Source organism: Paenibacillus sp. MT86 (genome assembly GCF_058792535.1).
In genome coordinates this window covers 1,669,330-1,682,917 of record NZ_CM179499.1, presented here as the reverse complement: position 1 = coordinate 1,682,917, position 13,588 = coordinate 1,669,330, and the positions used below count along the sequence as shown (strand labels likewise).

Below are 13,588 nucleotides of genomic sequence, written 5' to 3'. Positions count from 1 at the left end.
GGCATCGTTCTGTCAACTCGTATTCGGAAGGTTCGAATGCTTGGAAGCTTCGGGCTTCCTGCAATCCGACCCCTGGAGGGAAGGGAGCACAGCAGAGAATCCGCTAAATCTAAACGGGTTAACACATGATTCATTCCTATACCTCCCTCCTGATTTCAGAGCTTTGACCTGGCCATCATGCCAATGTTCTTGATACTCCCGGAGCCTATCCCGCTAAAGCCATTGGCATTAATATAACCCGAGCTCCTTACCCCACACATTGATTCTTTCTAAATAATGATCCAATAAATGAACCGTCTTCAGATCCTCCACGCCCCAATAGAGCTGCTGGAACAAGCTGCGTTCCAAAACGCGCTGCAAATAGGCCATTTTGTACAACGTAACCGGGTCCGTATCGAACCGGATTCCATATTTGAGCATTTCTGCGGCATATAAAGGCGCACAGCGTTCAATTACGGCATTTTCGTCGCCTCTCCAGTCCTTGCGGTATGCAAAAAACACACCCATTAAATTAAACATATCGAACCAGCAAGGTGAGAAACGTGCACCTTCCCAATCGATAAACTTAATGTTCCAGTTCTCTTCGGCTACATTGTGGCAGCCGATATTCGGTGTTTGCAGATCATTGTGAATGATGCTTTTACCTGCCTGCAGAAGCTCGGGAAAATAAATAGGTCCTTTTTGTAACATGGTACGGACATTAGCGTAGCTAGACTCCAGCCTCGCCTTTAATTCGGGACGTTCCATTGCTTTATCCAGATATTCTATAGTTCTTTGATGCGTCTTCTGGCGCTCTTGCGTTGAGTTGGGGGAATCGTAAAGCGGGAGCCATTCCTCGAATGTTTCCCAATGACTATAAAAATTGTCGTTATAGGTTAGCGCGTGAAGTTTCGCCAAGGAAGGGATAATCCGGTCAAAATAATCAGGTGTAAAGATAACCTGACCCTTTACTTGAGGGACGAACTCCATGAATACCCATACATCATCACCATTCATACCTTCCACGATCAGATATATGTTAGGTATCAGATCCGATAAAATATGGGTTGCTTTTCGGTACATGTTTAACTCGATAAGTTTCTGTTCGTTCACGGGTGCTTTGAATATCTTTAAAATCATTGGATATTTTTGTCCGTTTGCCGTAATTTCGAGTTTCCAGATTGCACTCTTGAATGTTTCTTTCAAACACTCCATATTTCCGTCGTTCAAAACAACGGAAGATCCGAAATGGCTTGCAATCTGATCAGCGCATCCAAGCTCCCGCCACTTCAGACTTATATCGTTAAGAGGCGGGTTTGCCAATAAGGCTTGTGCATCCTCAAGCCCTTTATTATATCCATCTTCTTTTCCCTTTTTAAATCCATCCGCACGACCTTGCTCGAACCCTTCCGAATTTCCTGTTTTCACCATATCCGCGATCCTCCACTCCGTATTCCTTTTATATCCTATGTGGAGGACCTCCGACATGACATTAAAAAAACGCGATTTAACATTCCGTATACACGATTTTACATCCTGCGAATAATTGGATCTTTATGCGGATGGGCGCTGGATAAACATTGTAAAGCAACGCAAAATAACCCGCAGAACACGCGGGTTAACCGTGTAGTATTCAACTTCGTATTCATAGGACCGAATGTTTCTAGCGCTAATAAAGCTCCAAATTTTTTCCTAAGACCTTGATTTTTTCTAAATACGCCGGCAGCAGCTTCGCCTCTTTTTTTCCGGTAACAGCCCAATTCAGCTGCAGATACAGCCCTTTCTCGAGTATTCGTTTTGCAAATGCCATCTGATACAGTTTTAGTGGATCCGTATTAAAGATAACTCCGTGCTTTCTCATCTCATTCGAATATAATTGAACGCAGCGGCGGGTTATATCCTCTTCCTGATCACCCCATTCTCGGCGGTATGCCAAGAAAACCCCGATCAAATTGACGAGATCAAACCAGCACGGGGCATATTTTGCGCCTTCCCAATCGATAAACTTGATTTTCCACGACTTCTCCTTAACATTGTTGGTCGCTATGTTTGCAGTGTGAAGATCTCCATGGATAATGCAGCAGCCTTCATGAACGACCTCCGGGAAATAATCCGGCCCTCTCTGCAGCAGGCCCTTTACGAGTGAGTAGTATGGATTAATCATATCTTTCAACTTGTTGTTTTTCATCGCTTCATCTAAATAAAATAAGGTTAACTTATTTATGTTTTTTCTTTCTTGTCTCATAACATTGGAATTATATCGAGGCAGCCAATCACCGAATAGTCCCTCATATTGTATAAAGCGTTCATTCATCGTAGAGGAGTGGAGCTTCGCTAGTGTCGGAATGATTTTGTCAAAATGATCCGGATTATACTGAACTCGCCCTTTAAGAGGCTCAACGTATTCCATGAATACCCACAAATCGCGTCCGTTCATATTTCGTTTGGTCTTATAGACCAGTGGCATGAACGGTTGAAGCACTGTTCTTCCTTTACGGTAGATATTTTTCTCAACCGTGCTTTCCGGCCGGTCTTTTTTGAGCGCTTTCGAAATTTTAAGAATGACGGGGACGCGCTTTTGGTCATGTTCGATTTCAAGTTTCCATATGCTGCTTTTGTAGGAGTCTTTTAAACATTCCATGGTTTGATGAACCCATCTCGCTTCGGTGCCAAAGGACTTGAATGATTTGGGGAAACCCATCTTACGGCATGTTCTTCGAATGAATCGCTTGTCTATTCTGCTGGTTCGACTCATTAGTCCTCACCCCATTTTTTGCTTTTAACCATCGTATGTCGAACATAGCGATACAAATCCATTCATTCGCCTACCAAACGGAAATGTGCTCTGGCTCAAATTGGTCCGCGGGGTTCTTCCATACATAATTTTGATTCGGTAAACGGGATCGTTCTTCAGCCTTAGTTATATAGAATGCTACCTGTGTCGTCTAGGCTAAGGTAACAGCCTGTCTCCCATCTTCATACCCTTTCGCAAATCCGGCTTTAAAATCTTCCATGTAGGAATGATCATACCCTTTGTCATGGATTTGGTGGGATAAAGGCCGGGATCTGCCGGCCTCAGACCTGGAGCTGTAGCGTCCACCGGCTCGATGGCGCTTGACTGGCTTGCCATGGCGGCGTTTAGTAACTGATGACTTCAGGCTTCTCAGCCCTTTTGCGAATGACTTCTTCCGTGCCATGGGTGAAGCCTTACGATGATTCCTGACCGTTAATGCCGTGTTCATGGCGAATCCTCCTGCAAGGTTCAATTCGTAGCTTCTAACCCGGCCTCATTGTAAAATAGCTGGCACTCGGATGTTATCCAGGGCGATGCCGGACTGCCTAATTTGTACCGATTTAACGGAATGCCTGTCAACATTTCAGCCATCACGGATTGATAGCCGACAAGCAGCCGAATATTCTCCGCAAGCGTGCGCGCGGTTGTTTCGGAATGTGCCGTAACCTCTGCGATACTTTCCAAAATACTTGCCAGCGCTTGCTGGCTTCTAGCAATGGATGATACCATAGCAATCTTGGCCTCATGTTCCCGTTGTATGCGCGCGATCATGAGTCCGTATCTCCGAAATCGAATGCATCAAATCCCATGGCATCATCTTGTTCAGCGTCCGTTCCGAGAATAATCCGCAGATTCCGGCACAGACCGGAGCCTATTTTCGTCAAGCCCTCGATTTGCTCGACAATTTGCTCGTGAATGGATAACGAATCCTTCAACTCTCCCTTGGAACGAGGATATTGAGTCAAGACCCATTGACAAACCTTTTCGGCTTCTACCGCTTTCCCTTGAAGAATGAGATAGGTATTATATTGAATAGTCACGGATGCATCGAGAATCCGCATGAACGATTCCTCTTTACTCACATACATTCCCCCTTAACCAACGAAGTCGGATCCCATTATTCTTCGCCTTGCTCGTTCGCTCTAAGCTCTTTCATTACGATTTCCAAACTGTCTGCCGATGTTTGTTGCAGGTCGGCCATGGCGTTCAAATAAGCAGCAATGCTGCTATTGACTTGTTCCACCTGGGATCCTGACGACCGGCCACCTAATAATTGTCCCCCTAACGATGGTCCTCCTAACGATGATCCTCCTCGTGAATTCGGTTCTTCGGAGGCTTGGATTTCATGATTCGGTAAGGAATGTATAATTTGAGCCATGCGGACTGCTGCATGGCGCTGAGCTTCTAGAATGCGCGCTAATTGCTGCTGGGAGTGCGATAGGTATTCGACCATATCATCTATTTTTTTCTCCACGACATAACTCTCCTTCGCTCATCATATTTTTCAACATATGCTTCGACAAGCTTCCTGGTGCCATCAATAATGCCATCCTTCGAATCAAGTGAATAGATCCTTAGCTGGCAACATCGTTCTATATTGCTGCGGAACTCGCCCTAACCATTCGCTTATGCTTTCCTGTAATGATGGAAGCCCCTCATCTAGTCCTCCAACCTCCGTTAACAGCTCGGGGCGGAACAGAGCACAGCATGCATTTAACCGGTTATGGATATCCGCTTCGTCCCCGGAAAGTACGGGGGTTCCTGACTGTGCAAAACTAACGCAAACCGTTTTGATAGCGGGTGCATGTTCCAGCTCATCCATCAGACCGCCGATCCAGTTATCCATAACAGGTGTACAGCCATATAGAATAACTAACTTCTTCCCGTGTGCAGCACGAAGTGTCTTATTAAGAACAACCGCTATGCCTTGACCACTTCTCTCCATAATGTGTCGTACCGCTCCGATCCGGCCGCGCACATATTGCCTGGTTCCTTCCGAGGAGCCGGCATCAGCTATGAGCAGCTCATATGGATGCGGCGTTAAGGCTTCGATTCTTCTAATCTTGCCAATGGCATCTTCGTTTGGATCATGAATGGGAATGATGATGCTGATGCCCTCAAATGAGGCTTCTCCGTTTTTTTGTCCGTGTTGAACGCCATAAGAATAGCCAACGATAAATCCATCCTTCCGTCCTTCAACCGGATCAGCTTTGGGAAGAGTCGCCGATAAAGATGTCCGTAAGCGAGTGCCGCGTCTCTTCATCGTAAAAAGTCCTTCATATACATTCCGCCTCCCGTTTCTCATCACTGCGTGAGGACCGAATAATCATTTGGCAATTCATTTCTATTGTATGTTGACTTTCTCGCTTCGTGACGGCATCCACAGGGACCATTCCATTCTCTAAACGTATGATCATCTTCCATATGTAAACAACACTTGATTGGAGTAACATGTTCGTAAATGAGCGTCATTCGGAGAACTCCTTAGTATTCACTTTCGCGGATGATTGCACTGAGGCTCTTTCGGAACGGCATCTTCATCATGTTGACGAATGGGACCTCCCACGGTTACTAAAAAGGATGGGTGGAATCTCGCTTCCCCCATCCTTCTCCTCCATTATGTTGCCATCCGGCCTATTGAGATCCAGTACAGCCAGCCTTCTGAGATCACAGTGCCTGCCGGCCGCGTAATTCCGATGGCCACCTCCGCATGCTGCCGTTTTCGAATGCCAGCTTGAAACACCGGATCACTGCACGATGCCACCACTACATAATGTTCATCTTGATAGGAGGTCTGAAGCGGTATTGCAATTTCGATCGTTTCTTGTTCATCAGAAAAGATGAAGGGGAAATATCCAAACTGCTGAAGTAAAGGCATATCAGGAATCCCTTGAACCGGATTAAAGGAAAGATGACTCGGTTGAACCGATTCAAGCGCTAGTTTGGAAGAAATAATGGATTCGGATGACAGATGAATACTGTGTACGGCATAATCCTCAATCGCTTCACTTCTTACGCTGCGATGCTGCAGATGGGAAGCACTGATTACATCATCAGCCAACGCGTGATCCATCACATCATTATCTAAATCTGACCACTTGCCGGAAGTTCCTCTGATGGCTATCTTCTTATTATAGCCATCGTACCGCCGAAAGGGCCTTCCCCTTCTTATCCTGGTGATCCTTCTGGCTTTGTTCACTGTCAGCTCTCTCCTCTGCTTCTAATCGTTACCTTCATCCTATTCAAGAGAAGGGGCTACTGCCACAGTCGGTTAGATGGTTTGCATCAGGTTAGCCCATCGTTCTGCCGTATGATCCCATCTGAAACGCTGACGTACCGTTTCACGGCCAGCCATCCCGATTCGGGTACGCAGATTCTCGTCCTGAAGCAATCCGTTAATCCGTTCGGCAAGCCCGCCAGGAAAATCATCCCTTTGAACCAGGTAGCCCGTCACGCCGTTCTCCACGATCTCCGGGATACCGCCTGCATTCGCAGCGATGACGGGAACTCCTGCAGCCATGGCTTCCACGTTCACGAGCCCAAAGGCTTCCCTCGGCGCTGAGGGGACAACCACAATATCGGCAAGCGAGTACCAGTCTGCAATTGCGGGATAAGGGATAAAGGGGCGGAAAAATACCCATTGGGTATAAGGTCCGGCCGTTCTTTTCAGTTCCCGTACATATGCGGTTTCCCGATCGGATCCGTAGGCTGCACTCCCGATGATAAGCAAAAGAACATCCGGATGCTTGTCAATGATATGAGGCAATGCGGCAATCAGATGGTGAACCCCTTTGTCAGGGATGAGCCGTCCCGCAAACAGAATGATTCGCCGTCCGCTCCATCCGTAATGAGCAAGCTTTGCTTCTCTTAGTGCCTTGGCAGCAGGACTGAAAGCAGGAGTAAAATGATCAAGACTCACACCAAGATGATTAATCGTGATCTTCTCCAGAAGCCCAGCATGTCTTGAAGTGATATCCTCCAGCAGGAAACGGCTGTTCACCACAATGCCGTCCATCCAGCGAGCAATGGTCCCAAAACGCTGCTCGCTCATATACGGAGGTGAAATAAATGTATTGGAGTGAAGATTCAATACGATTTTCACATCCGGCAGATGCATTTTGAGGCGCTGCGCCAGCAGCGGCCGATTGTGAACTTCGATAATATCCGGTCTCCACTTCTGAAGCCTCCGCAGCAAGGAAGGATAATAATTCGTTCCAGATGGCAGGCGGTAGCACGGAACGCCGTTGATCGTGTCTTTTGAAGGGAGCCCTTTTCCCAGTACTCCGAATATGCGCACATCCATGGCACCCTGCGCTAATGGAATGGTCTGCTCTACTACCCGCTCGACGGAGCTGCTCCTCCCCGATGGAATGACAAACGATCCCGGCGTCACAACCGCCACCTTCCGCAAACCCATAACTCCACATCCTTCTCACATCTTATCTATATGAAAAACACCTACTGATATATCAAAGGTTCCCCCTTGATCCGTAGTGTTTCGTTGCCATATCCAAAATGCGCATACCTGTTCATTTGTATGGTTAGATACCTTAACATATACCGAATCAGGGCCTGTTGGTGACTAATTCCCGACAAAGAATAGGCCAACCACGGGCGACACCCGTCCATCCGGGACAATCATCCTCACGCATACGATATGGTACAAAGACTACAGGATTATGGTGACAAGGAGGGTGACCATGCATCTGGAATATGTCGGCATTCTGCTCAACAACAATACGTATCGCAGAATTTCCAGCGGGGGAATCGGCACTGAATCACTGGCCAACTACGAAGAAGCTGCTGCCATGAATGGGTTGGTTCCTTGTTTTTTTACAATCCATCATATTTCACTAGAGACTGGAAAGGTGACTGGTTTTGTTCCGGCTCCAGCTGGATATTCGCAAGTGCATATTCCCATCCCACGCGTTATTCATATGCGGGCTATTTATCATAAAAAACAGGAGCAGGCGCTGATTGATCAACTGATCAAGCGCGGGGTATTCGTTTATAACGGGCGTACGCGTTACGGTAAAAACGTTATACATCATATGCTGGAGCAGGACCAGGGGATATTACCATCCCTGCCTCATACGGTAGAAGCTACCCCTGCCTCGATTCGCTCCATGCTGAGCCAGCACGGGGATCTCGTTCTAAAACCATGCAATGGAAGCATCGGGGTTGGTATCATGCGATTAAAAGGTAACTCTTTACGCAGTCAATTCACTTACTCCCGCTCATCCCCATCGGCCAAGGGCTGGCGAACGGTTACCTTGCCGCCCGGAAAGCTCCATCCTCTGATCTATCAGCGGATTAGGCAAGCTCCATTCGTTGTACAGCAGCGCATACCGCTTGCCGAATATGATGACCGCCCCTTTGATATCCGAGTTACCGTTCAGCGCGGGGGAAGCGGGCGCTGGGAAGTCGCCGGCATGTTCGCCAAAACATCGGCTCCACGAACGTTTGTCTCCAACATTGCTCAAGGCGGCTCAGCCTATCGGGTCCCGGACATACTCGCCCGCTGCATGCCTGACTTGCCTGTAGGACTTACCATCGAACGAATTGCTGAGTTTTCCCTCCATGTCGCCAAGACGCTGTCCTTGTATATTCCGTACGCAGCTGATTTTGGAATGGATGTCGGCATTACCGAGAATGGAAAGATCTATTTCATTGAATGCAATGGCTGCGATCAACGTTATGGATTTCGGGAAGCCGGAATGGAGGAAGTTTGGAAATACTCATACTACAATCCGATGGCTTTTGCCCGGTATCTTTATGATAACGGGGTCTGGCCGCATTATTGAATGGAAAAACCAGCCTCTCCTGAGAACGGGAGAGGCTGGTTCATGACGATTTTAATGGGGAACCTGGGATTTGAAATCCCCTTTACTGGATTGATCTGCATGATAAAATACGACATCCCCATCCAGCAGGGTAAGTCTTTTGCCATACGGATCGGTATAGGTTCGGCTGTACCCTTCAAGCTGCCACTGATTCATGAGCGGTGCATGAATGTATTGCAGATGGGGCTTGGCCGTATTGCCCTCCCGGATCGTCTCGATGTTGAAATTGACCACGATATACCCCTTCTTCAGAAATACAGAGGACTTCTCGTCCAATCGGTTACTCCGCCCATAAGCCGCCAGATCCGTTCCTTTCTTCACCACATAGACGTCGGCGGGAAGGCTGTATTCACCGTACCAGCGCTGAACAGCGGCGTTGGCCCGCTCACCGTCAACGGAGGTTGGCAGCCCCGACTTTGGCCCAATCAATGTTCGAATGCCGGAAGGCAGCAGCATCCAGTCGAGCCGGCCTACCCAGGTCTTGCTCCTGCTGATCTTCTCCATATACTGCTTCGCGTAGGCCGCCGGGGACATTCCCGACGGTGCCCCCCCGTGGTTGTATAGATACGAAGCGGTATCCTGCAGTTCCTCATGGGGTACATTGCGCAGCCTTTCATTCAGAATGACGTAACGCTTCTCTATATCCTGCGGGGAACCGATTCGAATGAACTTCCGGTTTCCACTGTGGTAATACAGATCGACAGGCTGACGTCCGCTGCCGTCTTTATTCACGAAATAAAAGCTCGGCGTAACCGAAATGCCGTCCTGCGCCCCGAACATATTGCCCTTAGTCTTCAAATCGAATTTGAAGTGGTATCCTGTCTTCACGGCCGCATTCTTATACCCCTGTGCCGGATGCTTGCCCGGAGCGATGGGAAGCGTATAAGGCAGCGCGTTCCCCCGGGCCTCGCCGTCAATGCCGCGGAGTCCTGTCCAATAGGACGCCCCGCTTGGTGACGCATTCCCTTTTTGTTTGCGGAAGACCGTCTCCCAGTTATAATCGGCAATATCCGTGATATGAAAATCATACACGCGCCCGATCACTTCCACAGGTTCTATATCCGTAGCCACATGGTGGGATAAATTCGTGTTGGCATCGGGCTGCGTCGTATAGTCGGGCGGCGCGTTCTCCGCAATCGTACGGAAGTACACCTGGTAATCACCCTCATCTACCCACACCGGCAGGAAAAACTCCGTGTCCAGCTGTGCTGTCGGGATCGTGATCCAGGTGCCTTTTGGATAGAAGGTGCGCTTGTCGCTGCTGTACACATCGAACGGAAAATAAACCTGCTTCGATCTTACATACTTCGCATAGTCCCGGTTTCCGTATCCCTGAATGTTCCGATGCTGGCCCGAGGTAGGGATGCGTACCGTAAACGGCCGATCCAAGATGAAGGCAGACCGATTCGGATTAGGGGTCGTCTTCTGGTTGTGGGCCTGATCATCCGTTACGGAGGAATAGTTGACGACCGGGGTGTGGACCGTGACGGTGTTTATGGCGTTGACCGGGAACGTTTGATGGGACCCGCCATTAATGTTGCCCGGGATGAGCTCGTAATCAATCGTACCGGTGCTCGCCGTATTCGCTTTATTCAACAGCGTACTGCTGATAAGATAGTTTCTGCCGTACAATACGTCTCTTTGAATCGTCGCAGCCGGAGGGATAATCCCTGGAGATGGCGCCGTTCCCTGTGCCCAGCTGTCACTCATGACGGTAGATCCGTTAAACAGGACTTTATCGTTTCTTACCTGGTTTTGGCCCACGGCCGACTCGGCTGCGGACGTAAAATCGGTTGTCGGCACCGCCGGCCTGCTTGAACCGCCTGAAACGGTTTCCGTCCCTAAATCCACTTCTTCGCATGAAGCAGGCTCCACATGATCGTCAAGACTCGCGCTGTGATCGGACGTAAGAACGGGAGGTGTGTAACCGGCCGGAGTGAGGCTCACCGAACCGCTTGGCAAAGCATAGTTGCTGACAGTCGTTTTGGACAGCTTATAAACCTCCAGGTTATCGATTTGCCAGTAGGAGTACGGCCTCGTTATCGTCACCTGTTCTTCTACCGGAACCTCTTCTTCCATAGGTTCATCGGGCGTGCCGGGATCATCCGGTCCTGAGCTTGGCGTTCCCGGGATCGTCCAGGTGAGAAGGTATGTTTTTTTGACGGGAACAGTGTAGGTGATCTCCCCCGTCATGTTCGCCCATTGGTTCTTGTACAGATAATTGAGGCCAAACACATTGACGTACAGGGATTCCGAAGTCGGTATCCCGTCAAGAACATCAAACTTTTCTGAATCCCGGTTATCCGCCTTAATGACGCCCGTTGCCACGGGGTCCATTACCGTGTGCGAAGTAACAGTTCCCTTTCTCGCAGCACCGATTTGGATCCCGCATGTGTTGGGCGGGCCGCCTGAGCCTCCATCTCCACCGCCGCCGCCTCCTCCGTTATTTCCGCACGATGACCCTGTCCCGACCTGTATCATGGCATCGTCGGTTTCGTCCAAGGCTTGGGCCGTGTCCTTAAAATGAGCCGTAATCGTCGCTTGCCCCGTCGTTGCCACGGCTGTAACCATACCGGAAGCGTTCACGGACATGATGCTGTTATCCGAGCTTCGCCAAGTCAACTTATCGTGTCTTTGCAGATTATATGTACTTCCGTCTACCTTCGTTAATTTCGCTGTAAGTTGAACGGTACCGGCCGGTGGAACACAGGTGGGGCCGGTAATTTCCAGGCTTGATGTTCCATCTGCAAAGGTGGCTCGGAGGAGTTTGTCTTTGTACATATAAGTGTAGGAATCAAAAGACACCCAAAACTTAGCAAAGTACCATACCTGCTTTGCTCCTGGATTTGCCCAGTATCGGTTGTAAGTGTCATTGTTGAATGTTTGAGTATAATACATCCTTATACTATCAATTGAAGTGACATCTGCTATTTGTCCTACTAAGGTGCTTGGATCAGTTGTCCCAGTAGATCCATGAACATCTGGAATTCGTGATGTATTGTCAATCTTTGTATTTGAAGAACTTATATCATTAGTAGAGATAGCACTATGTTTTATCCACGTCCCTTCCAAGGTATGCCCGGTTTCACTTATCAAAAAAGCAGTAGTTCGATTGATAGGTAAAGATAATTTATTATCCGTACAGCCAGGATATTTAGGAAGTTGGTGTCCTTGAATTGTTTCTTTTTCTACATAACCATTACAGTTTCTATTATCCATGATAGTTCCATTGGTACTTGATGCTTTCCATAATTGGCCAAAGTCATGACCTGCATCTGTTACTGACCACCTATCCCAGTAATATACGCCACCATAATTGGTATTATCTACGGATGAAACCTTTAGTCTTGTACCACTTAGAGAATCCTTTCCAGCCCATGTTGTAGAACCTGGAGTAAACCCTTTGACTGTTCTGATAGGGTTATTAGTACTCTTATTTATCCATTCAAGTTTTTTTATTACTTTTCCTGCGGGAGCATTTACACTAATTCTTGTAGTTTCTAGCTCCTTTTTAGATGAAAATAATATTCCACTATATTCGTAATCTTCAGTAGTTGTTACAAAATCATACGTAATATTCTGTGTAGTATCAGCAGCATCCAAGGTCTCGATCGGAGGAATGCAAATAGAGACTATAGACAATGAAAGAAAAAAAATCGCTGTTTTAAATAAATATTTATTCTTAATCATGTTGAGTTACCTATCGTATGAGCTTTGACTTTGATAGGGTACTCTGATAAATCGGAGCTCCAGCCGAGATAGTTTCTACTAAGACCCTAATGTTTCCGTCTGTGCTAAAACCAGTTTTCGGGATAACTAGACCATTAATTTTTCTTTTTGGATCTTTGGATTCAACAAGATATGCCATATTCAGTAGTCCTCCAGTTGGTTGGCCGTTATATCCCAAGATTGCTAGATTCAATTGATTAATTGGGTAGGACTTAGGCTTTTTATTTATCGGCAAATGTGACTTCAATACGATTACATAAGCTTGAAGATCATTAGTAAAAAGATTTTCTTTCGAACCAAATTTCCATACCAGTTTATCTTTACTTGGAAGTAATTTGCGGTTTGGATCTTTCGGATCATTCCAATCTATTGCAATAAGTTCATCAACTTGGGCTACTACGGATCCATCCGGCGCTCCGAAACGCAATTTGGATGTTTTCCATGAATCAATTCCAAAATTTTTGTTATGGTTATCAGGCCCATTAAAAATCTCCGGTGCCACCGAGAAAATATTCGTCTTGTGCCAATACACCTCAGCAGCAGCTACTGCATATTTATCCACGGGAAGCTCCTTGCCGCCTTTTACCTGAAGCAGTCGCTCAATGACCGCAATCGCTTGAGCTCTTGTGGTAGCTCCTGTTGGTGATATTACGCCCGGGGCGGTCCCGGATATGATGCCATCCTTGGATGCAAGATACATCCACTGCTTATCCTCTACATTTTTGTACCCCAGTGCTTTTACCGCCAGTTTGGACATTTCTTCACGCGTCATCCGTTGAGTCAGGTTACCGTCGGCATAATCGCCGACTTTATAGATCCCTGCCGATTCTGCCGCCGTCACGTAAGGAGCATACCAGGAACCTGAACTTGTAGAAGCTGCCTCAAGCTCCAGGGCCGACACCGCCAATTTGATGAATTCCGCTCGGGATACCTGTTGGTTAGGCAGGAATCTTTTATCCGGGTACCCATCCACATAACCTCGTTGTACCGCATCTTGTATAGCTGCCTGGGCCCAGTGGCCCTGAATATCCGTAAACTGGACAACCGGGGTCTCACGAGACTCCACCGCTTTGCCGATCGTATTGTCTTGGGCCGCCTCCGCCACGGCCGAATTCAAGCTTCCGACGATTACGGTTAGCACCGTTAATACACTCATCAAAATCTTCTTTTTCATGCATATCCTCCTGAAAATCGTTATAGATAAACCCTATGTCATTGCTTCATATCTCCTTCCTACGCCCTT

The 13,588-nt window shown here is 47.6% G+C and carries 12 protein-coding genes; 1 reads left to right on the top strand and 11 read right to left on the bottom strand.

Going from position 1 to position 13,588, the window contains the following annotated elements; translation table 11 throughout:
• Positions 1–228: 228 nt before the first annotated feature.
• From AC3RCL_RS07175 to AC3RCL_RS07135, 9 genes are all read right to left on the bottom strand, one after another.
• The gene (locus AC3RCL_RS07175) at positions 229–1,410 is read right to left on the bottom strand and encodes a phosphotransferase (RefSeq protein ID WP_015733943.1); all 1,182 of its coding nucleotides are present in this window, start codon (positions 1,408–1,410) and stop codon (positions 229–231) included.
• A 238-nt stretch (positions 1,411–1,648) separates the two neighbouring features.
• A complete protein-coding gene (locus AC3RCL_RS07170; protein WP_492536284.1) occupies positions 1,649–2,416 on the bottom strand; it encodes a phosphotransferase in 768 nt (255 codons plus the stop codon).
• 508 nt (positions 2,417–2,924) lie between these two features.
• Positions 2,925–3,221, bottom strand: coding sequence for a hypothetical protein (locus AC3RCL_RS07165; protein ID WP_015733941.1), 297 nt, complete (start codon positions 3,219–3,221; stop codon positions 2,925–2,927).
• A 20-nt stretch (positions 3,222–3,241) separates the two neighbouring features.
• Positions 3,242–3,544 carry a hypothetical protein gene (locus tag AC3RCL_RS07160; RefSeq protein ID WP_015733940.1) on the bottom strand — a complete coding sequence of 101 codons (303 nt, stop codon included), beginning with the start codon at positions 3,542–3,544 and terminating at the stop codon, positions 3,242–3,244.
• The gene (locus tag AC3RCL_RS07155; protein WP_235201757.1) at positions 3,541–3,861 is read right to left on the bottom strand and encodes an alpha-helical endospore appendage domain-containing protein; all 321 of its coding nucleotides are present in this window, start codon (positions 3,859–3,861) and stop codon (positions 3,541–3,543) included. Before AC3RCL_RS07155 ends, AC3RCL_RS07160 begins: the two co-directional genes overlap by 4 nt.
• Positions 3,862–3,890: 29 nt before the next feature.
• Positions 3,891–4,247 (bottom strand): hypothetical protein, encoded by a 357-nt coding sequence (locus AC3RCL_RS07150; RefSeq protein ID WP_015733939.1) that lies wholly within the window; start codon positions 4,245–4,247, stop codon positions 3,891–3,893.
• 84 nt (positions 4,248–4,331) lie between these two features.
• Positions 4,332–5,036: a glycosyltransferase family A protein gene (locus tag AC3RCL_RS07145; RefSeq protein WP_492535040.1), complete on the bottom strand. Its 705-nt coding sequence runs from the start codon at positions 5,034–5,036 to the stop codon at positions 4,332–4,334.
• 354 nt (positions 5,037–5,390) lie between these two features.
• Positions 5,391–5,972, bottom strand: coding sequence for a WIAG-tail domain (locus tag AC3RCL_RS07140; protein ID WP_015733936.1), 582 nt, complete (start codon positions 5,970–5,972; stop codon positions 5,391–5,393).
• A 72-nt stretch (positions 5,973–6,044) separates the two neighbouring features.
• Positions 6,045–7,190: a glycosyltransferase family 4 protein gene (locus AC3RCL_RS07135; protein ID WP_015733935.1), complete on the bottom strand. Its 1,146-nt coding sequence runs from the start codon at positions 7,188–7,190 to the stop codon at positions 6,045–6,047.
• Positions 7,191–7,473: 283 nt separating this feature from the next.
• Here AC3RCL_RS07135 and AC3RCL_RS07130 point away from each other — a divergent pair, with 283 nt between their 5' ends.
• The gene (locus AC3RCL_RS07130) at positions 7,474–8,577 is read left to right on the top strand and encodes a YheC/YheD family endospore coat-associated protein (RefSeq protein ID WP_015733934.1); all 1,104 of its coding nucleotides are present in this window, start codon (positions 7,474–7,476) and stop codon (positions 8,575–8,577) included.
• A gap of 51 nt (positions 8,578–8,628) precedes the next feature.
• Here AC3RCL_RS07130 and AC3RCL_RS07125 read toward each other — a convergent pair whose 3' ends face one another.
• Positions 8,629–11,514: a DUF5704 domain-containing protein gene (locus AC3RCL_RS07125; RefSeq protein WP_492535039.1), complete on the bottom strand. Its 2,886-nt coding sequence runs from the start codon at positions 11,512–11,514 to the stop codon at positions 8,629–8,631.
• An 802-nt stretch (positions 11,515–12,316) separates the two neighbouring features.
• Positions 12,317–13,519, bottom strand: a complete 1,203-nt coding sequence (locus tag AC3RCL_RS07120; RefSeq protein ID WP_492535038.1) for an S-layer homology domain-containing protein — start codon at positions 13,517–13,519, stop codon at positions 12,317–12,319.
• Positions 13,520–13,588: the final 69 nt, after the last annotated feature.